This window comes from Dactylosporangium vinaceum (assembly GCF_019904175.1).
Lineage (GTDB): Bacteria > Actinomycetota > Actinomycetes > Mycobacteriales > Micromonosporaceae > Dactylosporangium > Dactylosporangium vinaceum.
On the sequence record NZ_CP061913.1, the window covers coordinates 6868884 to 6889352 of the forward strand.

Annotated in this window: 20 protein-coding genes; 10 read left to right on the forward strand and 10 right to left on the reverse strand. The window is 75.2% G+C overall.

Features of this window, described 5'->3' with window-relative positions; genetic code table 11:
- Positions 1-24 precede the first annotated feature (24 nt).
- The 4 genes from Dvina_RS30890 to Dvina_RS30905 all read right to left on the reverse strand — a co-directional run bounded on the left by Dvina_RS30890 (position 25) and on the right by Dvina_RS30905 (position 4447).
- Complete coding sequence (locus tag Dvina_RS30890) at positions 25-1254, reverse strand: WXG100 family type VII secretion target (RefSeq protein WP_223092837.1); 1230 nt, start codon at positions 1252-1254, stop codon at positions 25-27.
- Complete coding sequence (locus Dvina_RS30895) at positions 1254-1688, reverse strand: hypothetical protein (protein WP_223092838.1); 435 nt, start codon at positions 1686-1688, stop codon at positions 1254-1256. The genes Dvina_RS30890 and Dvina_RS30895 overlap by 1 nt, the downstream gene beginning before the upstream one ends.
- A gap of 103 nt (positions 1689-1791) precedes the next feature.
- Positions 1792-3174 (reverse strand): type VII secretion-associated serine protease mycosin, encoded by a 1383-nt coding sequence (gene mycP, locus Dvina_RS30900; RefSeq protein WP_223092839.1) that lies wholly within the window; start codon positions 3172-3174, stop codon positions 1792-1794.
- 64 nt (positions 3175-3238) lie between these two features.
- Positions 3239-4447 carry a hypothetical protein gene (locus tag Dvina_RS30905; protein WP_223092840.1) on the reverse strand — a complete coding sequence of 403 codons (1209 nt, stop codon included), beginning with the start codon at positions 4445-4447 and terminating at the stop codon, positions 3239-3241.
- A 64-nt stretch (positions 4448-4511) separates the two neighbouring features.
- Between Dvina_RS30905 and Dvina_RS30910 the strand changes: the two genes are divergently transcribed.
- Complete coding sequence (locus tag Dvina_RS30910) at positions 4512-5243, forward strand: sulfite exporter TauE/SafE family protein (RefSeq protein WP_246655429.1); 732 nt, start codon at positions 4512-4514, stop codon at positions 5241-5243.
- 39 nt (positions 5244-5282) lie between these two features.
- On the opposite strand, the gene Dvina_RS30915 is transcribed toward Dvina_RS30910, so the two are convergent.
- Positions 5283-5462: a hypothetical protein gene (locus Dvina_RS30915; RefSeq protein WP_223092842.1), complete on the reverse strand. Its 180-nt coding sequence runs from the start codon at positions 5460-5462 to the stop codon at positions 5283-5285.
- Between the two features lie 661 nt (positions 5463-6123).
- On the opposite strand from Dvina_RS30915, the gene Dvina_RS30920 reads away from it, so the two are divergent.
- Entirely contained in the window at positions 6124-8391 is a 2268-nt protein-coding gene (locus Dvina_RS30920; RefSeq protein WP_223092843.1) for a carboxypeptidase regulatory-like domain-containing protein, read from the forward strand.
- Positions 8392-8529: 138 nt separating this feature from the next.
- The gene (locus tag Dvina_RS30925; RefSeq protein WP_223092844.1) at positions 8530-10170 is read left to right on the forward strand and encodes a fibronectin type III domain-containing protein; all 1641 of its coding nucleotides are present in this window, start codon (positions 8530-8532) and stop codon (positions 10168-10170) included.
- 22 nt (positions 10171-10192) lie between these two features.
- Here the strand turns inward: Dvina_RS30925 and Dvina_RS30930 are convergent, their stop codons facing one another.
- A complete protein-coding gene (locus tag Dvina_RS30930; protein WP_223092845.1) occupies positions 10193-11227 on the reverse strand; it encodes an NAD-dependent epimerase/dehydratase family protein in 1035 nt (344 codons plus the stop codon).
- A gap of 113 nt (positions 11228-11340) precedes the next feature.
- On the opposite strand from Dvina_RS30930, the gene Dvina_RS30935 reads away from it, so the two are divergent.
- The 6 genes from Dvina_RS30935 (at position 11341) to Dvina_RS30960 (ending at position 16258) form a co-directional block, all read left to right on the forward strand.
- Positions 11341-11994: a glycosyltransferase family 2 protein gene (locus tag Dvina_RS30935; RefSeq protein WP_223092846.1), complete on the forward strand. Its 654-nt coding sequence runs from the start codon at positions 11341-11343 to the stop codon at positions 11992-11994.
- 164 nt (positions 11995-12158) lie between these two features.
- Complete coding sequence (locus Dvina_RS30940) at positions 12159-12797, forward strand: TIGR04282 family arsenosugar biosynthesis glycosyltransferase (protein ID WP_223092847.1); 639 nt, start codon at positions 12159-12161, stop codon at positions 12795-12797.
- Positions 12794-13438, forward strand: a complete 645-nt coding sequence (locus Dvina_RS30945; protein WP_223092848.1) for a methyltransferase domain-containing protein — start codon at positions 12794-12796, stop codon at positions 13436-13438. Before Dvina_RS30940 ends, Dvina_RS30945 begins: the two co-directional genes overlap by 4 nt.
- Positions 13414-14544 (forward strand): molybdopterin-dependent oxidoreductase, encoded by a 1131-nt coding sequence (locus tag Dvina_RS30950; protein WP_223092849.1) that lies wholly within the window; start codon positions 13414-13416, stop codon positions 14542-14544. Before Dvina_RS30945 ends, Dvina_RS30950 begins: the two co-directional genes overlap by 25 nt.
- Positions 14541-14957, forward strand: a complete 417-nt coding sequence (locus Dvina_RS30955) for a hypothetical protein (protein WP_223092850.1) — start codon at positions 14541-14543, stop codon at positions 14955-14957. The genes Dvina_RS30950 and Dvina_RS30955 overlap by 4 nt, the downstream gene beginning before the upstream one ends.
- A complete protein-coding gene (locus Dvina_RS30960; RefSeq protein WP_223092851.1) occupies positions 14927-16258 on the forward strand; it encodes a glycosyltransferase 87 family protein in 1332 nt (443 codons plus the stop codon). Before Dvina_RS30955 ends, Dvina_RS30960 begins: the two co-directional genes overlap by 31 nt.
- Here Dvina_RS30960 and Dvina_RS30965 read toward each other — a convergent pair.
- The 4 genes from Dvina_RS30965 to Dvina_RS30980 form a co-directional block, all read right to left on the reverse strand.
- A complete protein-coding gene (locus tag Dvina_RS30965) occupies positions 16231-17058 on the reverse strand; it encodes a GNAT family N-acetyltransferase (protein ID WP_223092852.1) in 828 nt (275 codons plus the stop codon). The two genes, Dvina_RS30960 and Dvina_RS30965, sit on opposite strands and share 28 nt — an antisense overlap.
- A 10-nt stretch (positions 17059-17068) precedes the next feature.
- Positions 17069-17590 (reverse strand): CGNR zinc finger domain-containing protein, encoded by a 522-nt coding sequence (locus Dvina_RS30970; RefSeq protein ID WP_223092853.1) that lies wholly within the window; start codon positions 17588-17590, stop codon positions 17069-17071.
- An 18-nt stretch (positions 17591-17608) separates the two neighbouring features.
- A complete protein-coding gene (locus Dvina_RS30975) occupies positions 17609-18613 on the reverse strand; it encodes a DMT family transporter (RefSeq protein WP_246655430.1) in 1005 nt (334 codons plus the stop codon).
- A gap of 108 nt (positions 18614-18721) precedes the next feature.
- A complete protein-coding gene (locus Dvina_RS30980) occupies positions 18722-19417 on the reverse strand; it encodes an SDR family oxidoreductase (protein WP_246655431.1) in 696 nt (231 codons plus the stop codon).
- 180 nt (positions 19418-19597) lie between these two features.
- Between Dvina_RS30980 and Dvina_RS30985 the strand changes: the two genes are divergently transcribed.
- A complete protein-coding gene (locus Dvina_RS30985) occupies positions 19598-20440 on the forward strand; it encodes a helix-turn-helix domain-containing protein (RefSeq protein ID WP_223092855.1) in 843 nt (280 codons plus the stop codon).
- Positions 20441-20469 lie beyond the last annotated feature (29 nt).

Genomic DNA, 20469 nt, shown 5'->3' on the forward strand with positions numbered 1-20469 from the left:
CCGTCCTCTTCGCGATCGCTCAGGTCAGCCCAGGACCGACGGCGGCGCGTCGGCGTCGCCGCCCCACGGGTCCTCGTCCTCGGTCAGCCAGGTGCCGCGCTCGTCCTCGGGGGCGTGTGCACCGGCGCCGTGCCCGCCGCCGCCCATCATGCCGCCGCGCCCCTTGGCGCCGGCGCCGCGCGCGCCGGCGCCCGCGCTGGACATCCCGCCCAGCCCCATCGGCAGCTGGGGCCCGGCGACCGGCCGGCCCGTGCCGCCGCTGAGGGCGCCCGCGGGGAGGCCGCCCAGGCCGCCGCCCGCCCCGGCGCCGAGGCCACCGCCGAGGCCACCGCCGGCGCCGCCGAGGTCACCGAGGCCGCCGCCGGCGCCGGCCAGGCTGCTCAGCGGGTCGGCGTTCGGGTCGAAGCCCGAGCCGGTGCCGGTGCCGACGCCGCCCGGGTCGAAGCCGGAGCCGGTCCCGGCCGGGTCCAGCCCGCCGATGCCGCCCGCGGATGCGGCCGGATCGAACGCGGCCGGATCGAACGCGCCGCTGCCGAGGCCGCCGACCCCGGCACCGGCACCGCCGCCACCCGGAAACTTGGTGCCGCCGGGGAACTGGGTAGTGGTGTTGGTGACACCTGTCTGCACGGGCACGGCCTTGTCCGAGCCGGCCGCGGTGCTGGTGTAGGTGCGGTTGACGTACTGGTAGACCGCCTCGGCCTCACCGGTGCGGTCGTTGAGCCAGTCGTCGATCTTCGAGCTGATCCCCCCGAGCGCCTCGCGGGCCACGTCGCCGATGCCGTTCATCAGCTTCTGGCGGAACTCGCCGGGCAGGAGTCCGTAGACCACCAGGCCCACGCCGGCGGTGCTGACGGTGAGGTCGGCCAGCGCCACGTCACCGCCGATGCCGTTGGCCCTGTTCAGGTCGTCGGCATGGCCCTGGACGTTGTCGAGCATGTCGATGGGCACCGGCATGTTGTCCTGGCCGTACTTCAGCGCGGCCGCCGCGTCCTTCAGCAGCGGCGCGGCGTCGGCGTTGCCCTCGGCCGTCTTCTCGATGGCCTTGGCGATCTTCTCCAGCTTGCCGAAGTAGTCCTCGGCCGCGTCGCCCTTCCACTTCTCCTTGAGGTCCTTGATGCCGTCGCGCAGGCTGTCGGCGACCGTCTGGGCGTTCTTGAAGATGGTCTCGACGCCGCCGGCGTACGACTCGAGGACGCCCGGGCGGCCGGCGACGCAGACCCGGTTGACCATTTCCTCCCAGCTCAGGTCGGCCATCAGATGGTCCCCGCGTCGCTGGCCGGCCCACCGGCCGAGCTGTCGCCGGTGAACGCCTTCTCGACCGCCTTGACGTTGAGCTCGTTGTTGTGTTCGGCGTCCCGGTAGTTCTGCGCGATCTGCTTGGTGGCCTTCGACGCGACGTCGAGGGCGTGCGCGATGTCCTGATATGAGGAGATCATTGCCCTCATGTAGTCGTTGTGCTGCTTCGACATGTCCGCGGCGCCTTCGAGGCCGCCGAAGAAGAGCTTGACGTCGGCGCCGTTCATGACCATGACGGCGACCTGCTTGACCAGGTGGTCGTGGACGTAGGCCCGGAGGTCGTCGAGCCAGGGCGCCGCGTTCTCGAGGGACTTGATGTCGACCTGCGTCGGCACGCCCGTGTCGGGTGTGATGCGGCGCATCACATGCTTGACGTCGTCGTCTGTGCCCATCGCCTACCCCCGTGTGAACGCCGCCGAATGCCTGCACCTTAACGCAGGCGGGCCACCCGGCGGCGACCCGTCGGCATCGACCGCGAAAAATGGACACGGCCGGTCATCCCGGGCGCCCCGTCCGGCCCCGGTGAGCGTCGGCTCCGCCCAGTTGCGGCACCCGGGCCCCCGGCCCGGCGGGCGCGTCCAGGGCCCGGCGCCCGGACGTCGCGGTGATGCTCAGTGGCCGGCCGACGACCGGTTGGAACCCGTCCTTCGCCGGCGCCGGCCCGGCCGGCCCGGCCGCTCGCCCGGCGCGCCACTGCCGGGCCCGGCCCCGGCGCAGTACCGGTGCCGCGAGCAGCACGAGGACCGCAAGCAGCAGCGCGCCCGCGGCGATCGCCCAGGCGGCCCGGCGCAGGGACGCCTCGGAGTCGACCCGGTCCTTCGGCGAGGTCAGGCGGCCCGGCGGAGCCGCCTCCGCGCTGCGCACACTCTTGTAGACCGAGGCGACGGCCTCGTAGGGGTTGACCACGCCGAAGCCGACCTGGTCGTTGCTGCCCTGGGGCGGGTGGTCGGCGGTGCGGCGGACCCGCTGGGTCACGTCATACGGGGTGAGGTCCGGGTTGTAGGACTTGATCAGCGCCGCGACCCCGGAGACGTAGGCCGCCGCGAAGCTGGTGCCGCCCTGCTCCAGCAGCCCGAACCCGCCGCCGCGCGGCGCCGGCCCGATGATGTCCACGCCGGGTGCGGCCACGTCGACGAAGTCGCCGGAGCTCGACGTGGCCACCCGCTGGTCCTGCCGGTCCGTGCCGGCGACCGCGATGACCCCCGGATAGGCCGCCGGGAAGACCGGCTGCCCGTTGCTCGCCGCGGCGCCCTCGTTGCCGGCCGCCGCCACCACGACGATCTTGTGGTCGATCGCCGACTTGACCGCGTCGGCCAGCTCCTGGGTCGGGTTGCGGATCTCCAGCGAGAGATTGATCACCTGGACGTTCGCGGTGATCGCGTCGCGGATCGCCTGGGCCACGATGGCCGGCTCCCGCGGGTCGTTGGTGTCCTTGCCCGCCAGCACCCGCAGCGGCAGGATCTGCGCGTCGGGCGCGATCCCGGAGAACGTGGCGTCGGGGGTGTCCCGCCCGGCGATGATGGCCGCGACGACGGTGCCGTGCCCGACCGCGTCACACGTCGCGTCGGTGCCGCCGGTGTAGTCCTTGCCGGGAAAGACCTTCCCGGCCAGCTTCGGGTGCTGGTCGGACACGCCGGAGTCGATGACCGCCACCGTCACGCCGGCCCCGCGGGACAGCTGCCACGCCGTCGCCGGGCGCAGCCGCAGCAGCGGCCAGGGCGTCTCGGTGAGCTTGTCGCTGCGCGCCTGCCCGCAGTTGTTGGCCGCGTACAGCCGCGCGGGCACCGCACCGCCGGCTCCGGCGAGCGCGGGCGCCGCCGGGCCGAGCAGCGCCACGAGGGTGACAGTGACTGCCATGAGCAGGGAGGCGGGCCGCACACGCGCAGCGTACCGGCCGCGCCCGATCCGCGTGACCCACCGTCTCACCGCGGCCCGGCGGCGCTCAGTGCAGGCCGTCGGGGTCGCAGTACTCCACCTCGTCGGTGGTCTGGAACGGGCCGACGACGATGCCACGCTGGAACGGCTTGCCCTGCGCGACCTCGTCGGCCGCGGCCCGCAGGGCGAACTGCTGCAGCACCCGCAGGTCGCGCCCGGCGATGCGGACCGGGCGGCGCACCTCGTACAGCGGCGACCACGGGCACTCGTAGTAGCAGCTACTGCCGTCGCGCGTGCGGAACACGGCGATGTCCCCGGCAGTCACGAGCGCGTCGATCTGGGCCTTGAGGGCCAGGGTCGCGGCGGGGTCCGGGTCATACTGCCACAGCTCGGCGATCGCCTGCTTCGCCTTCCTGTCCTTCTGCCAGCGCTTGAGCGTGAGCCGGTCGGTGAGGCACCACGGGTCGAAGCGGGCGCCGCCGGGCAGTGACGCCGGATCGGGGCGGCCGGACGGGCGGATCGGGCGGTAGTCGTCGAGCAGCCGGGGCATGGCCGCCAGCTGGCCCGCGTGGAACCACAGCTCGAGGGCCTGCTTGAGGTTGTTCTCGACCAGCTCGTGCAGCACCGCGTTGTACCGCACGCTGCGCAGCCCGACGGCGTAGTCCGCGGCGGCGGCCGCCTCCGCCGCGAGCTGCTTGAGCCGGTTGACGGCCGGCTGCCGACCGGCCGGGACGCCGGCCCGTTCGAGCGAGTACAGCGCGACGTCGACGTGCTCGCGCACGGGCGGGACCGCGGCCAGCAGCGCGGCGAGGTGCTCCGGCGGGCACGGCTCGACCTCGGCCCACGCCGGGAGCGCGGCCGGCAGCGCGAGCTCGGCGGTGATGTCGTAGTCCGGGTTGACCCGGGCCTGCCGGCCGCGCGAGATCCAGCCCTCGACGGCGCTGAACCACGTCGACACCTGGTCGAACGTGACGGCCGGGACGCACCCGACGGTCCGCGGGTTGGCGGAGTAGTCGGCGTCGAGGAACTGCTGGCCGAGCGTCTGCAGCACGAACGCGTTCCAGGCCGCCACCAGCTGACTGCCGACGGCCGGTGGCGCGTCCCACAGGTTGACCCCGGCGGCGGCGAGCTCGTCGCGGGCCTTCTCGGCCGCCAGCAGCTCGTCGTAGGCCATCCGGCCGGCCCCGCGCAGCGCCTCGAGGATCACGGCGTCACGCTCCCCGGCGAGCGAGGCACGCATCTTCGTCAGCAGGTTCGGCCGCAGCGGATCACCCATGGCATTCACCGTAGCGAGTGCCCGCACGCCCGCCGCCGGTCCGGCGCGTGGCAGGCTGGGCGCCGTGTCGCTCACGCAACTGCTGACCCTGACGGCGGCGTCGGCGGCGGCCTTCGGGCTGTCGCTGCTGTCCGCGGTGGCCGGGTTCGGCGGTGGGGTGTTGCTGCTGCCCGTGTTCACCGCGCTGTTCGGGCTGCGGGTGGCGGTACCGATGCTGACGCTGACGCAGTTGTCGAGCAACGCGTCACGGGCCTGGCTGAACCGCCGGGAGCTGCGGTGGCGGCTGATCGGCTGGTTCGCCGCCGGGGCGGTGCCGTTCGCGATCGCCGGCGGTCTGCTGCTGGCCCGGGCCCCGCTCGGTGCGCTGCAGCGGCTGCTCGGCGGGTTCCTGATCGGCATGGTCGTGTGGCGGCGGCTCAACCCGCAGCCGCGCAAGCCCGCCGACGCCGCGTTCGCCGGGGTCGGGGCCGCCTCCGGGCTGGGCTCGGCGCTGCTGGGCTCGGTCGGGCCTCTGACGGCCCCGTTCTTCCTCGCCTACGGGCTGACGCGCGCGGCGTACATCGGCACCGAGGCCGCCGCCGCGCTGACGCTGCACCTGTCGAAGCTTGCCGCGTACGGCGCCGGCGACCTCATCACCGCCCGGGTGCTGCTGTACGGCGCGGCCCTGACGCCGGCCACGCTGGCCGGGGCGTGGGTGGGCAGGCGGATCGTCGGGCGGATCAGCGACCGCGTCTTCGTCGCGCTCGTCGAGATCGGCCTGGTCGCCGCCGGGGTCCTGCTCCTGATCGGGCTGTGAGCCGGCCGGTCCCGCCCGGCGGAGGGAACACCGCCGTGCTCACCGCCCGGCGGTGTGCCGGGCGACGGCGAAGCGGCTGTCCACGACGAGGTTGCCGGCCGGGTTGAACCAGCCGTAGGTGCTGCCCTGGTGGCGGCGGACAGGACGGGCCCCGAGGTCGGGTAGGCCCCGCCGGTGTTCACTGTGGACAGCTGCACCAGGGCGGTGGAGCCCACCCATCGGCCAACGGTGAGCGTGTGCGCGGCGTCGGGGGCGACCCAGGCGATGAGCATCCCGAGCCCCGCGTCGGTGGTGTCGAACACCAGGCCGGGGCCGTAGGCCGACGTCTGCGGCAGGACCGTGCGCATCGACAGGCTCAGCGTGTGGGTGCTCGCGCAGGCCTCCTGGCTCAGCCGGGCCACGTTGAGGTGGTCGGTGGTGTCGGTCCAGGCCACGTAGAGCTTGCCGGAGGAGTCGGCGGCCAGGGCCGGGGCGTGCCGGGTGGTGACGCCGGGCCCACGACCGACGCGTGCGCGGGCGCGCCGATGGCGGCGCCGGTCAGGGCGGACAGCAGGACGGAGAGTGCGGCCACAGCTCGGTGCTTGCTCATCGCGGCTCCAGCGGGGCGAAGAGGGCCAAGGTCTCGGAGCGTGACGCACCCGGGGGCAGCCGTCAAGGTGTCACCGCATCACCTAGATCGCTTGCATCATACCGTTTTCCGTCGTCGCAGGTTGGCGATCGGTTCGCCTGACGAGTACAAGATGATCACTTGCTGTGTATGTTTCATCGCACTCGGTGGTGTCCGCGCTGTTCAGTCCCGGGCGGCGCCGCGGCCGGGTGTGAGGGCCGCGGGGTGTGGTCCAGACTGCGCCCGACGTTCCCCCGTGGCCGGGAGGCTGCCATGGCTCGCTCGCTGCGCCGTCTCGTGATCGCCGCCGTCGCCGGACTGGTGGCCGCGCTGCCCGCACCGCCGCCCGCACTGGCCGCGGGGCCGGGCGCGGTCGCCGGAAGCCTCGGTGAGGCGGGCGCGCCGGTGGCCGGGGCGACGGTGTCGTTGCTGCTCGACACGTTCCCGGTGAGCCTCGCCACGACCGTCACCGGCGCCGACGGCACGTTCCGGCTGGAGGGGGTGGCGCCGGGGACGTACCGGCTCAGGTTCAGCCTGCCGGGCGGGCTCGAGCAGTTCTATCCGGGGCGGACCGACTTCGCCGCCGCCACGAGCATCATTGTCGCCGACGGGCAGACGACGGGAGGGATCGACGACACCGTCATCGCGCACGGATCGCTCGCCGGGCACGTCACCACGGCCACCGGCGCGCCGGCCGCCGGCGCGCTCGTCGGGATCGCCCGGCCCGGGTCGGCCGCCGACCTCGCGCGCGTGCTCACCGACGACAGCGGCGCCTACCGGCTGCCGTACGTGGCCGCCGGGAGCTACCGCGAGTTCGTGAGCGCCGCCGAGCGCGGGGCGCCGCGGCAGTGGGTGCGCGGGCAGAAGCTGGCGACCCTGGCCGACACCGTGACAGTCGCGGCCGGCCGGAGCACCACCGTCGACGAGGCGCTGCTGCCGCTGGCCACGATCTCGGGCCGGTTCACCGACGCCGCCGGGCCCGTCGCGGCGCCGACGATCACCGCGTTCTCGCAGAGCAGCCCGGCCGAGAACGTCGCCACCTCGGCCCGGGCCGACGGGACGTTCCGGATGTTCGTCTACCCGGGGCGGTACAAGGTGCAGTTCACCGCCCCCGCCGGCCACGGCCTGGACCAGTGGTCGGGCGGCCGGGAGTCCGAGCGCACCGCGGACGTGCTCACCGTCGCCGCCGGCGCCGACCTGGTCCTGGACGAGCGGCAGCTGCCGAGCGGGACCGTCCGCGGCCGGTTGACCGACGCCGCCGGCCACCCGGTGCCCGCGGCCGGCGTCACCGTCGCCGACCCGACCCGGGACCGGCAGTTCCGGGCCACCACCGCCGCCGACGGCACCTGGTTCCTGACCGCGTGGACCGGCCGCTACCGGGTCGGCTTCAGCACGCAGACCCAGGCGCAGTGGGCGCCCGGGGCACCCGCACCGGCCGGCGCCGCCCCTGTGACGGTCGCCGCCGGCGCCACGGCGACCGTCGACGACGCGCTCACCGCACCGGGCTCGGTCACCGTCAGCGCCGTCGATGCGCGCACCGGCGCGGCGCTGTCCACCTTCTGCGCCGAGACGAGCGGGCCCTTCGTGTACCTCCCGCCGGTCTGCACCGATACCGGCACCGTCACGTTCCCCGCCGTCGGCGCCGGCCCGCTCGACGTGAAGGTCACCGACGGCAGCCACCTCGACACCACGGTGCCGGCCCGGGTCACGGCCGGCCGCTCCGCCGCCGTCAGGGCCCGGCTGGAAGCCGGCGCGACCATGACGTTCGCGCTCGTGGACGCGGCCACCGGCGCGCCCGTCGACGGCTGCGTCAACCTGGTGCCGGCGAGCCGCGCGCCCGAGCCGTACGCCGGGACCGCCGGCGACTGCGGCCACGGCACTGTCACGCTGCACCGGGTCCACGCCGAGCCGTACGCGGTCTTCGCGAGCGCCTCCGACGGCACGCACGGCGCCCAGTGGGTCGGCCCGCGCGGCGGCGTCGGCTCGCGGGCGGCCGCGCAGACGCTGGCGCCGATCGCCGGCGGCACGACCGCGACCACCGTCCGGTACGACACCGCGCGCACCATCACCGGCACGGTCACCGACCGCTCTACCCGCGCCGCGGTGGCCGGCGCATCCGTGAGCACGTATGTGCCGGAGGCGACGACCGACAGCGCCGGCCGCTACACGATCGACCGCCTGGGCCCGTACCGGTGGACGCTCACCTTCACGCAGCCGTCCTACGCGGGCCAGGTCTCGGACCGGCCGGGCGTCGCCCTCGACCGGGGCACCGTCGTGCAAGGACAGATCAGAGGCGATTTCGGGGGTACCCCGCAGACGGCGACCGTCGCGCTCGTCGACGCGCGCACGTTCGAGGTGCTGTCCCAGGTGGACGCCGCGGCCGACGGCACGTACACGGCGCGCGTGTCGGCACCGGCCCGGGTCCGGGTGACGGTGCTGTACACCCTGCACGCCTGCCCCGGCAGCGCCGCGAGCCGCGACACGACGGTCTCCGGCCCCACGACCGTGAACCTCACGGTCCCCGAGACCTGCGGCGTCTGAGCCGCCGCCGGCCAATTCATTCACATCTATCACATTGACCGTCGCCTATTTCCTGATTAGCGTTTGGCGTGCACGGGGGTGCTGCTGAAGGCTGTGTCTCCCCGTGCGCTCCGACCACGGGAGAGGGGCTCCTTGCGCATGCCATTCGACAAGCCGCGTCCGCGCCGATCCAACCTGGCGTGGCCAGGCCTCGCCGCCTTCGCCGCGATCCTCCTGCTCGCCGCCGGCACACCGGGCCGCATCGGCGACGTGCGGCTCGCGGCCGCGGTGGACATCACCGACATGCCCGGCACCATCACCGACCAGTGGGGCACGACCACCGGCTCCGAGAGCGTCGACAAGGTCATCGACAACACGCCGTACCGCAAGTACTTCACGTTCAGCGGCGCCGGCTGGATCCAGTTCGAGGCGGCCACCGCGGCCGTGGTGACCAGCTACTCCCTCACGTCGGCCAACGACTGGCCGGACCGCGACCCGCGCAGCTGGGTGTTCGAGGCGTCGACCACCGGCACCACGTGGACCGCGCTCGACACCCGGACCAACCAGACGTTCATCACCGGGTTCCACACGAACACGTACACCTTCAGCAACACCGCCTCGTACCGGTACTACCGGCTGCGCGTGACCGCCACCAACGGCTCGACGAACATGCAGCTCGGCGAGTGGAAGATCTTCGGCACCACCACCGCCACGACCCCGGCCCCGGCCGCGCCGAGCGGGTTCACCGCGACCCCGGGCAGCGACGTCATCCGCCTTACCTGGACCGACAACACCCGCTGGGAGACCGCGTACCGCGTGGAGCGCTCGACCAACGGCACCACCTGGTCGGCGCTGGCCGTCCTGCCGGGCAGCACCACGCAGTACTTCAACCTGAAGCTGCCGGCGAGCACCCACTACTACTACCGCGTGCGGGCCGAGGGCGTGGCCGGCAACTCCGCCTGGGTCACCGTCGACAACACCACGACGAGCGCCACCCCGGCCGCCTCGTGGACGGAGACGTGGCACGCCCCCAACGAGGTGCTCACCCGGTACTACTACGACGCCAACATCGCCGTCTACCGCGACCCGGGCCTGGCCTCGACCGACCTGACGTGGGCGAAGGACTACGCGAAGCAGATCTGGGAGTACGTCCAGGCCAACTACGGCGAGCTCAGCGGCCAGCGCCTGTACGAGGTCATGCACGACGGCGCCGGCTCGGGCGGCTTCGCGCTGAGCCAGTTCGACCCCAACACCCTCTTCCGCGACGTCAACGACATGAGCGGTGACGGCTGGGCCAACACGGACCTCAACGAGGACGTCATCGCCCACGAGATGAACCACGCCGTCGAGTTCACCGCCTTCGGCGTCAACGGCTCCCCGGCCTACGCCATCTGGCACGACAGCAAGTGGGCCGAGATCTTCCAGTACGACTGCTACCTCGGCACCGGCCGCACCACCGACGCCACCCGCTGGAAGAACGCGAAGCTCGCGACGTCGGACAACTTCCCGGTCGCCAACACGTTCTGGTTCCGCGACTGGTTCTACCCGATCTACCAGAACTACGGCGGCAAGCTGGCCCTGAACAAGTTCTTCCAGCTGCTGGCCCAGAACTTCCACAAGTTCGACGGCGTCTACGCCCGCGACCTCAACTGGGGCGAGTTCGTGCACTTCTGGAGCGGCGCCGCCGGCGTCAACCTGAAGCCGCTGGCCACCACCGCCTTCGGCGGCTGGCCCGCCGACTGGCAGGCCCAGTTCGTCCAGGCCCAGGCCGACTACCCGGCCGTCACCTACACGCCGTAACCACCGGACGAGGGCTCCGCGGTCAGTCGCGCAGTGCTGCCGTGGCGAACCCGCGGATGCCCTCGTCCGGCACCACCGCCGCCGCGAAGCCCAGGTCGCGCCGGGCCCGGGCCGGTGAGGCCACCACGTGCCGCACGTCGCCGGCCCGGAACTGGCCGGTCACGACCGGCTCCGGGCCGGCCATCGCCGCCGCCAGGATGCCGGCCATCGCCCCCACGGTCGTCGGGTGACCGGAGCAGACGTTGTACGCCCGGAAGCCCCCGCCCCCGCCCGTGTCCGACACCGCGGCGACGTTGGCGGCGGCGACGTCGGTGACGTGGACGAAGTCGCGGCGCTGGCCGCCGTCCTCGAAGACGCGCGGCGCCCGGCCGGTCTCGAGGGCCGAGCGGAAGATCGCGGCCACGCCGCTGTACGGGGTGTCGCGGGGCATCCCCGGCCCGTACACGTTGTGGTATCGCAGCGCCACCGCCGAGCCGCCGCTCGCGCCCGCCCACGCCGCGGCGAGGTGCTCCTGCGCGGCCTTCGTCGCCGCGTACACGCTGCGCGGCCGCAGGGGCGCGTCCTCGTCGACCTCGCCCGGCTCCAGGACCGCGGCGCAGGTCGGGCAGCGGGCCTCGAAGTGCCCGGCGGCCAGGTCCGCGGCGGTGCGCTCGGCCGGCGGCACCGCGCCGTGCTCCGGGCAGGTGTAGGCGCCCTCGCCGTACACCACCATCGAGCTGGCCAGCACCAGCCGGCGCGTGCCCGCCCGGGCCATCCCGGCCAGCAGGACCGCGGTCCCGAGGTCGTTGCTGCCCACGTACTCCGGCAGGTCGGCCAGGTCGACGCCCATCCCGACGACCGCCGCCTGGTGCACGACCACGTCCACGCCCGCGAGCGCGTCCGCGACCGTCGCCGCGTCGCGCACGTCGCCGCGGCGCACCCCGTCCGGCAGCCGCGTGGCCCGGTGCGCCATCGGGTGCAGCGAGTCGAGCCCGGTGACGTCGTGCCCGGCCGCGCGCAGCGCGTCGGCGACGTGCCCGCCGATGAACCCGGCCGCGCCGGTGACAAGAATCCGCATGCCGGTCACGCTATGGCCCGCCGAGCGCCGGGACCGGCCACGTTCGTGGTTCGTAATGGTCTGTCAGCGCCTCGTAAGACCTCTGCGCCGCATTCGTCCGTAGCGTCCGGACCGTGCCCGATGTGATCCTGCCCTGCCTCGACGAGGCCGCCGCCCTGCCGTGGGTGCTGTCCCGGATGCCGCACGGCTACCGTGCGATCGTCGCCGACAACGGCTCCGGTGACGGCTCACCCGCGATCGCCGCCGCACTCGGCGCCACCGTTGTGCACGCCACGCCGCGGGGCTTCGGCGCCGCCGCGCACGCCGGCCTGGCCGCGGCCACCGCCGACGTCGTGTGCTTCATGGACGCCGACGGCTCGTTCGACCCGCGGCAGCTGCCCCGGGTCGCGGCCCCGATCGTCGCCGGCACCCACGACCTCCTGCTCGGCCGGCGCCGCCCGACCGCCCGGGGCGCCTGGCCGCTGCACGCGCGGACCGGCAACGCGGTGGTGTCCTGGCGCCTGCGCCGCACGACCGGCATGATCGTGCACGACCTGGGCCCGATGCGGGCCGCGCGCCGCGAGGCGCTGCTGGCCCTGGCGCTTACCGACCGCCGCTTCGGCTACCCGCTGGAGATGATGGTCCGGGCCGCCGCGGCCGGCTGGCGCATCGGCGAGGTCGACGTCGACTACGCACCGCGCACGGCCGGCGGCCGGTCCAAGGTCACCGGCACGGTCCGCGGGACGCTGCGCGCGGTCCGCGACATGAGCCGGGTGCTGGCGTCATGACCGGTCCGGAGCTTGCGGAGGGGCCGGTCATCATGGGCGCAGCTCGGCGGTCGTGCGCCCGGAGCGAAGCGGAGGGCGTCATGACCGGTCCGGAGCTTGCGGAGGGGCCGGTCATCATGGGCGCAGCTCGGCGGTCGTGCGCCCGGAGCGAAGCGGAGGGCGTCATGACCGTGCCCCGCATCCAGCTGCTGCTGCTCGCCAAGGCCCCGCTGCCCGGCCGGGTCAAGACCCGGCTCTGCCCGCCGTGGACGCTCCAGCAGGCGGCCGACCTCGCCGCGGCGGCGATCGCCGACACCGTGGAGGTCCTCACCGCGGTCCCGGCGGTCGCCCGCACCCTTGTCGCCGACGGCCCGCTGCCCGCCCCGGCCGGCTGGGCCCGCATCGAGCAGCGCGGCGAGGGGCTGGGCGAGCGGCTCGCCGCCGCGTTCGCCGACACGGCCCGCCCCGGCGTCGCCACCCTCCTCGTCGGCATGGACACGCCGCAGCTCGGCATCGCCGACGTCATCGCCGCGGCGGCCGCGCTCACCGGCGCCGATGCGGTGCTCGGGCCGGCGGAGGACGGCGGCTGGTGGACCCTCGCGCTGCGCGACCCGGCGGCCGCGGCGGTGCTCCCGGGCGTCCCGATGTCCACGGCTGACACCTTCGCCCGCACGCACGCCGCGCTCACCGCCCGGGGCCTGCGCGTGGTCACCACCGCGACGATGCGCGACGTGGACACGGCGCCGGACGCCTGCGCGGCCGCCGACGCCCGCCCCGGCACCCGCTTCGCCCGCGCCCTCGCCGCCGTGCGGGCCGCCGCATGACGGCGCCGGTGGCGGTGTTCGGGGCCGCCCTGCGCCGGGCCGAGCGCGGGGAGCCGGCCGGCCTGCACCTGCTCGGCCCGGACGGCGTCGCGGTCCGGGCGCTGGACGCGGGCGCCTGGCACACCCGGCACCGGCCCGGCGACGGCTCGCTGCTGGCCCGCTGCCCGGACGGCACCGTCGACCTCGGCTGCGGCCCCGGACGTCTCGCCGCCGCCCTGCACGCCAGCGGGCGGCGGGTCCTCGGCGTCGACGTCAGCCCGCAGGCCGTCCGCTACGCGCGCCGCCGCGGCGCGCCGGTCCTGCACCGCGACCTGTTCCACCCGCTGCCCGGTGAGGGCGCCTGGCCGGGTGCGCTGCTCGCCGACGGCAACATCGGCATCGGCGGCGACCCGGCCCGCCTGCTGCGCCGGTGCCGCCGCCTCGTCGGCCCGGCCGGGACGGTCCTGGCGGAGGTCGACCCGCCCGGCGCCGGCACCTGGCACGGCCCGGTCGCGCTGGCCGGGCCCGGCCGGGTCAGCGCACCGTTCCCCTGGGCGTTCGTCGCCGCCGACGACGTCGCCGCGATCGCCGCCCGCGCCGCGCTGCGGCTCGTCGAGACCTGGACGGAGGCCGGCCGATGGTTCGTCCGCCTGACCCTCTGACCCTGGCCCGCTCGCTCCCGGCCCGGTTCACCAGCCCGCTGCGGTCGCGGTGGCTCACCGCGCGGCTCGGGATGTGGCTGGGCATCGCGTTCGGGATCTGCCTGCTCACCGGCGTCCTGAGCCACCTGATCCAGCATCCGCCGGCGTGGTTCCACTGGCCGTCGCGCCCGGTGCAGCTCTACCGCATCACCCAGGGCCTGCACATCGCCAGCGGCCTCGCGTCGATCCCGCTGCTGACCGCGAAGGTCTGGTCGGTCTTCCCCAAGCTGTTCGCCTGGCCGCCGGTGCGCGGGGCCGGCCACGCCCTGGACCGGGCCGCTGTCGCGCTGCTGTCCGCCGCGGCCGTCTTCGAGCTCGTCACCGGCGTGCTCAACATCGCGTACTGGTACTCGGCCATGCCGTTCGGGTTCGTCGGCGCCCACTACTGGACCGCGTACCTGCTCGGCGGGGCCGTCCTGCTCCACCTCGCCGCGAAGCTGCCGGTCGCCCGGGCCGCCACCAGGCCGCCCGACCCGGCCCGCCGCCGGGTGCTCACCATCGCCGGGGCCGCCGCCGCGACCGTCACCGTGGCGACGATCGGGCAGACGTTCGCGCCGCTGGGGCGGCTGTCGCTGCTCGCGCCGCGGCTGCCCGGTGTCGGCCCGCAGGGGCTGCCGGTGAACAAGACCGCGGCCGCGGCGCAGGTCGCGCGGGCCGACGCGGCGTACCGGCTGACCGTCACCGGACCGGGCGGCCGCCACGCGCTCAGCCTGGCCGACCTCGAGGCGCTGCCGCAGACGACGGTCGAGCTGCCGATCGCCTGCGTCGAGGGGTGGAGCGCCACCGGCACCTGGTCCGGCGTGCGGCTCGTGGACCTGCTGCGCCTGGTCGGGGCCGAGCACACCGACCGGCCGGTGCGGATCGAGTCGTTGCAGCCCGAGGGCCCCTACCGCGAGTCGGTCGTCGAGCCCGGCCCGGCCCGCGACCCCCTGACCCTCATCGCGCTGCGGCTCGACGACGAACCGCTGCACCTCGACCACGGGTTCCCGTGCCGGCTCATCGCCCCCAACCGCCCCGGCGTGCTGCAGACCAAGTGGATCGCCGCGATCACGGTGGTGGACCGGTGAGACTGCTGCGCATCCTGCTCCTGGCCGGCGGCCTCGCGCTGGTGGCCTACGGCGTCTCCGGCTGGGTCGAGGCGCCCGTCACCGAGCTGGCCGGCCGGCTCGCCTTCGCCGCGGCCGTCCTCGTCGCCCATGACTTCGTGGTGGTACCGCTGGTGCTCGCCGTCGGCGCGCTCGTCACCCGATACATCCCGGCACCGGCCCGGACCCCCGCGCGGACGGCCCTCGTCATCGCCGCGGCGGTGAGCGCGGTCGCGCTGCCGTTCGTCATCGGCGCCGGACGCATCGCCGACAACCCGTCGGCGTTCCCGCAGCACTACGGCCGCAATCTCCTCCTCATCCTGGCGATCGTCGCCGCGGCGACCGGGGCGTGGATCGCGGCCGGGTGGCTGCGGCGACGCGGGCGGGCACGGTGACCGGCCACCGGATCAGGGCCGTCGCCGCCGCCGTCGCGCTCGCCGCGACCGCCGCCGCGCTGCTGCTGCCCGGCCGCTGGTACCTGCTGGCCTTCGCCCCGTTCGCGGCCGGCGCGTGGCTCGTGACCCGGCTGGAGCGGCGCACCGCGCTCGTCCTGGTCCTGCTCGGCGGGGTGCTGCTGCCCCTGACCGCGGCCACCGGCCCGCCCGACAGCAGCGACGACCTGTACCGCTACCTGTGGGACGGCCGCGTCCAGCTCGCCGGGGTCGACCCGTACCGGTACCCGCCCGCCGCCCCCGAGCTCGCCCCGCTGCGCGACGCCCCGCTGTGGTCGCCGGACGCGCACTGGTGCGTCCCGGACGGCGCCTGCACCCGGATCAACCGGCCGACCGTGCCGACGATCTACCCGCCCGTCGCCGAGGGCCTCTTTGCGGCCGTCGCCGTTGTCGCACCCGGCGTCCGGGGACTGCAGCTGGTGATGGCCGGGTTCGCCTTCGCCGTCGGCGCGCTGCTGTGGCGCGCCCTGGCCGCCCTCGGCCGCGACCCGCGCCGGGCCGTGCTGTGGTCGTGGTGCCCGATGGTGGCGCTCGAGGCCGGCAACAACGCGCACGTCGACGTCGTCGCGGTCGGCCTGGCCGCCGTCGCCGTGTGGCTGCTCGCCCGCGGCCGCGCGGTGCCCGGCGGGATCGCCTGGGGGCTGGCCGTCGCCACGAAGCTCACGCCCGCGCTGCTCGCCCCGGCCCTGCTGCGCCGCCGCCCGCTCGCCGTGGGCCTGGCCGCCGTGGGCGCGGTCGCCGCCGTCTACCTGCCGCACGTCCTCGCCGTCGGGCCGGCGGTGCTCGGCTACCTGCCCGGGTACCTCCACGAGGAGGGCTACGCCGACGGGTCCCGCTTCGCGCTGCTCAGTGCCGTGCTCCCGGCGCCGCTGACCCCGCCCGTGGCCGCCGCGATCCTGGCCGCAGCCGCGATCCTGGTCTGGCGGCGGGCCGACCCGGACCGACCGTGGCGGGCCGCGGCCGCGATGGTGACCGCGACGCTGCTGGTCGCCGCGCCCGGCTACCCGTGGTACGCCCTCCTGCTCGTCATGCTCGTCGCCTACGGCGCACCGTGGGAGTGGCTCACGGTCGCCGCGGCCGCGTACCTCGCCCAGTTCGCCCCCGACCTCGGCCTGGCCACGGACACCGCCCAGCGGATCGGCTACGGCACCGCCCTCGCCGTCGTCGCGGCCGGCCTGGCCCTGCGGCACCGGCAGCGACGGCGGGCCGAGCCCGGTCAGCGGATGAGCACCGCCCGCGTGTAGAGCAGCTCGAAGCCGCGGCGCTGGACGTTGCGCTGGGACGGCGAGCCCGGCTGGGTGGTGACGACGGCGAGCTCACAGCCGTCGGCGGCCGCGTCGGCGAGGCGGGCGGCCAGCAGGGCGCTCTGCACGCCGCGGCGGCGGAAGGCGGGCGCGGTGCCGGCGCTGAAGCTCGCGATGCCGTCGCGGATGCCCATGCTCGCGCCGCCCGCCGGAACGCCGTGGACGAGGGCGAGGTAGCGGCGGGCACCGGTGGCGGCGATGTCACGCTCGGCGTCGGCGACGACCTGGCGCGGGAAGTCGTCGAGCCACGGCAGGCCCTCGGTGTCGGGGTGCGCGACGGCGTCGAGGATCACCTCCAGCCACACGTCGAACTCGTCGTCCCCGCTCGGGCGCACCTGCACACCGGGCGGCGTGACCCGCTCGCTGTCCCCGCCGCTGACGAGCAGGCCGAGCACGTTCTCGTACGACGCGAGCCGGTAGCCGCGGCCGGTCAGCAGCTCACCGACGGCCGGGTCGGCGAGATTGCTGAGCTCGACCTGCACCGCCGCGCCGCGCTCGGCGAACGCATCCTCGATCCGGGCCAGCTCGTCCTCGTCCGGCACACCGGCGAAGCCGAGCCCCGCGACCTTGTTCCACGGCGAGTCCGGCTCCGCGAAGCCGGCCACGCCCCCGGCGACCGGCATGGCGAACCCCGCCCCGCCCGTACGCCGCTGGGCCGCCGCAAGCGCAGCGGTGATGAACCCGGCCTCGGCGCCTTCGATGCGCCGGGCCAGGTCGGTGTCGCAGAACAGTGCCGACATGACAAACCTTTCAAGCTTCGGTGGTACTGCGATGCCTGCTGCGAAACGACGTGGACTTGGCCCGGTTGCCACAGGCCGCCATGTCACACCAGCGCCGGGAGGTGTTGCGGGAGCCGTCGAGGAACACCCAGCGGCACCCTTCGCCCCGGCACGCCTTCAGCCGGGGCCAGGACGGCCGGCCCGACGCGCGCAGCAACGCCGCGACGGTGGCGGCGCCGATGTCCCGCGCGAGGTCGCCCCGGCCCTCGGCCCGCAGCCCGGGGACGCCGCCGCCGAGGTCGGGCCGCAGGGTGAGGCCGGCAAGCCCGGCGCCGTCCACGCGGGCGTCGATGCCGTTGTTGCGCAGGGCGAGCGCGCGGATCACGGCCCGCAGGTCCCGCAGCACCGCCACGGCCTCGGCACTCGCCGGCCGCGCGGCACCGGCGCCGCCGAGGGCCCGCCACCATCGCCGCACCGACCGGCCGTCGGCGAGCTCGTCGCCTTCCCCGTGCGCGGTGTTGGCAATGGCGATGAGCAGCTCCTCGTCCTCCACGCAACCACTGTATCCATCTCACCGGTTGCCACAGCGATCGGCCGGGACCTCGGGCCCGGGCGTCAGGGCCCGGTAGCCGTCGCGATCCCGGTCCCCGCGGCCGGCCGCCACGGGCGGCTCGGCACCCTCGGCCGGGCCCGCCCGCAGGAGCAGGGCCAGCCCGGCCAGGATCGCCGCGCCGCCCGCCAGCTGGACCAGGGCCGGGCGCTCGTGGAGGAACACGACACCGGTGAGCGTGCCGATGACGGGCGTCAGGTTCATCAGCTGCCCGGCCCGGGAGGCGGGCACGTGGGCGATGCCGCGGTTGTAGGCGACGCCGCCCACGGCGCCGAGCAGCACGACGCCGAGGCAGGCGATCCACGCCACGGCCCCGGCGGCGGGCAACCGGCTGCCGCCGCCGGCCCAGGAGAAGGCCACGAACGGCGCCGTGAGCAGCGCGCCCCCGGCGGTCTGCCAGGCGCCGGCGGCGAACCCGTCGCCGTCGTCGTGCCCGCTGTAGCGGCGGGTGGCGACCAGGAAGAGCGCGCCGGCCACGACCGCCCCGAGCACGAGCAGGTTGCCGATCGCCGCGCTCGCGCCCGTCCCGCCGTCCGTGGGCCCGAACGCCACGAGCGCGCTGCCGCCGAGCCCGACGACGAGCGCGACGACGGCCCGCCCGGCCATCCGCTCGCGGAGCACGAGCACGGCCAGCAGCACCGACAGCAGCGGGTCGACGGCCACGAGCAGGCTGCCGCTTGACGCGCTGGTGCGGGCCAGGCCGAGGTCGGCCAGCAGGAACGTCGCCCCCGGGAACAGGCCGCCGAGCACCAGGTTCCGGGCCGCGCCGCGCCACCGCAGCCGCCCGCGCAGCGCCGCAATGCCCAGGAGCACGGCGGCCGCGCCGATGAGCTCGACGGCCAGCAGGTCGGCCGGGCGGACGGCTCGCAGGGCGAGCACCGACACGGTGGTGCTCACCCCGTAGACGGCGGAGGACAGCAGGATCGCCGCCTCGCCGCGCGCAATGCGAACACCGTGCGGTGCCATCGTGTGCCTCCGTCCAGCGCCCGCCGCCGGCCGACAGCACAACCACCATCACGGTTACACCGGTTACCGAGCCGAGCAACCGAATAACGGTCGACGGTGGTCACCGGACTACATCGAGCCCATCTGGCGCTCGAAGGCCGCCGGGTCCTCGCGCCACGCCCGGTGACCCTGCCGGGCCATCGGGTCCGGGAAGATGGACTCCTCCCCGGCCTCGACCCCGTCGAGGATCGCGGCGGCCACGTCGGCCGGGCTGGTCTTCGGGATCGCGAAGTCGCGGATCATGTCGGTGTCCACGGCGCCCGGGAAGACGCCGTGCACGGTGACCTTCCGGCCGGCAAGCTGGGCGCGCAGCGCCTGGGTCATCGACGCCGCGGCGGCCTTGGACGCCGAGTAGCCGCCCATCGCCGGCACCGCGCCGAGCACGACAAGGCTCAGGGTGTTGACGATCGCCCCGCCGCCGTTGCCCTCCAGCACCGGCACGAGCGCCCGGCTCAGTGCGAGCGGGCCGACGAAGTTGGTGCGCAGGTCCGCGTCGATCGCCGCCAGGTCGCCGGTGAGCGGGTCGGCGAAGTGCAGCGACCCCCCGTTGTTGATCAGCATGGTCGCGTCGGTGGCCGTTTGCGCCGCCCGGGCGATCTGCTCGAGGTCGGTGAGGTCGAGCCGGAGCGGGTGCACCCGGCGGTCGGCGGCGGCGAGGTCCGCCACCGTCTCCACCCGGCGGGCGGCGGCGTAGACCTTCGCGGCGCCGCGGGCGAGCAGCGCCGTCACCAGGGCTCGGCCGAGGCCGCGATTCGCCCCGGTCACCAGCGCAACAGTGCCATTGACAGGCATTCGAGATCTCCCAATCGGTGGGTGTGCGGTTGTGACACCCACCATCGCCCGATCGGCGGGCGACACCCATTACCCTGCCCCGCCCCGGTCGCCGCCGACCATGGGTCTGGCAGTGCCAGGCAGCGAGCGGGCCGCCGCGGCCATACTGGTGGTATGGACCGACGCACCGAGCTGGCCGAGTTCCTCCGCTCGCGGCGGGCCCGGATCGACCCGGAGGCGGCCGGTGTCCCGCCGTACCACGGCCGCCGGCGGGTCCAGGGCCTGCGGCGCGAGGAGGTCGCGCAGCTCGCCGGCGTCAGCGTCGACTACTACGTGCGCCTCGAGCAGGGGCGGGCGGCGAACGTCTCCGCGGCCGTCCTCGACGCGGTCGCCCGCGCGCTGCACCTCGACGCCGACGAGCGCGCGCACCTGCGCCGGCTGACCCACCCGGTCCGCGGCGTCCGCCGCCCGGCATCGCCGCAGCGGGTGCGTCCCCAGGTGCGGCACCTGCTCGCGGCCATGAGCGACGCCGCCGCCTACGTGGTCGGGCGCCGGACCGACGTGCTCGCCTGGAACCGGCTCGGCGGCGTCCTCTTCACCGACCTCGACGCGCTGCCGGTCCAGCAGCGCAACTTCGCCCGGCTCATGTTCGGCGACGAGGCCGCCGGCGCGGCGATGTTCGCCGACTGGCCGGCCAAGGCCCGCGACCTCGTCGCGTTCCTGCACGTCGACGCCGGCCGCCACCCGGACGACCCGGCGCTGGCCGAGCTCGTCGGGGAGCTGTCCGTGCACAGCGCGCGGTTCCGCCGCCTCTGGGCCGACCACCCCGTCCACGACAAGGGCCACACCACCGCCGTCGTCAGGCATCCGCTCACCGGCCCCATCGAGCTGGCGTACGAGGCGCTGCGCCTGCCCGACGACCCCGACCAGATCCTCGTGACCTACAGCGCCGCCCCGGACTCCGAGGCCGCCACCGCGCTGCGCCTGCTCGCCTCCTGGCACGCCGCGCCGCGGTGAACGAGCACCGGCCCGCCGGCGACGCCCGC

What these genes read in the sequence shown, in the direction of transcription:
- Dvina_RS30985 (WP_223092855.1), top strand. Translation starts at nt 19,598, where the DNA reads ATGGACCGACGCACCGAGCTGGCCGAGTTCCTCCGCTCGCGGCGGGCC.
- Dvina_RS30945 (WP_223092848.1), top strand. Translation starts at nt 12,794, where the DNA reads ATGACGGCGCCGGTGGCGGTGTTCGGGGCCGCCCTGCGCCGGGCCGAG.
- Dvina_RS30915 (WP_223092842.1), bottom strand. Translation starts at nt 5,462, where the DNA reads ATGGGTGGGCTCCACCGCCCTGGTGCAGCTGTCCACAGTGAACACCGG.
- Dvina_RS30925 (WP_223092844.1), top strand. Translation starts at nt 8,530, where the DNA reads ATGCCATTCGACAAGCCGCGTCCGCGCCGATCCAACCTGGCGTGGCCA.
- Dvina_RS30940 (WP_223092847.1), top strand. Translation starts at nt 12,159, where the DNA reads ATGACCGTGCCCCGCATCCAGCTGCTGCTGCTCGCCAAGGCCCCGCTG.
- Dvina_RS30975 (WP_246655430.1), bottom strand. Translation starts at nt 18,613, where the DNA reads ATGGCACCGCACGGTGTTCGCATTGCGCGCGGCGAGGCGGCGATCCTG.
- Dvina_RS30930 (WP_223092845.1), bottom strand. Translation starts at nt 11,227, where the DNA reads ATGCGGATTCTTGTCACCGGCGCGGCCGGGTTCATCGGCGGGCACGTC.
- Dvina_RS30890 (WP_223092837.1), bottom strand. Translation starts at nt 1,254, where the DNA reads ATGGCCGACCTGAGCTGGGAGGAAATGGTCAACCGGGTCTGCGTCGCC.
- Dvina_RS30920 (WP_223092843.1), top strand. Translation starts at nt 6,124, where the DNA reads ATGGCTCGCTCGCTGCGCCGTCTCGTGATCGCCGCCGTCGCCGGACTG.
- Dvina_RS30965 (WP_223092852.1), bottom strand. Translation starts at nt 17,058, where the DNA reads ATGTCGGCACTGTTCTGCGACACCGACCTGGCCCGGCGCATCGAAGGC.
- Dvina_RS30895 (WP_223092838.1), bottom strand. Translation starts at nt 1,688, where the DNA reads ATGGGCACAGACGACGACGTCAAGCATGTGATGCGCCGCATCACACCC.
- Dvina_RS30905 (WP_223092840.1), bottom strand. Translation starts at nt 4,447, where the DNA reads ATGGGTGATCCGCTGCGGCCGAACCTGCTGACGAAGATGCGTGCCTCG.
- Dvina_RS30950 (WP_223092849.1), top strand. Translation starts at nt 13,414, where the DNA reads ATGGTTCGTCCGCCTGACCCTCTGACCCTGGCCCGCTCGCTCCCGGCC.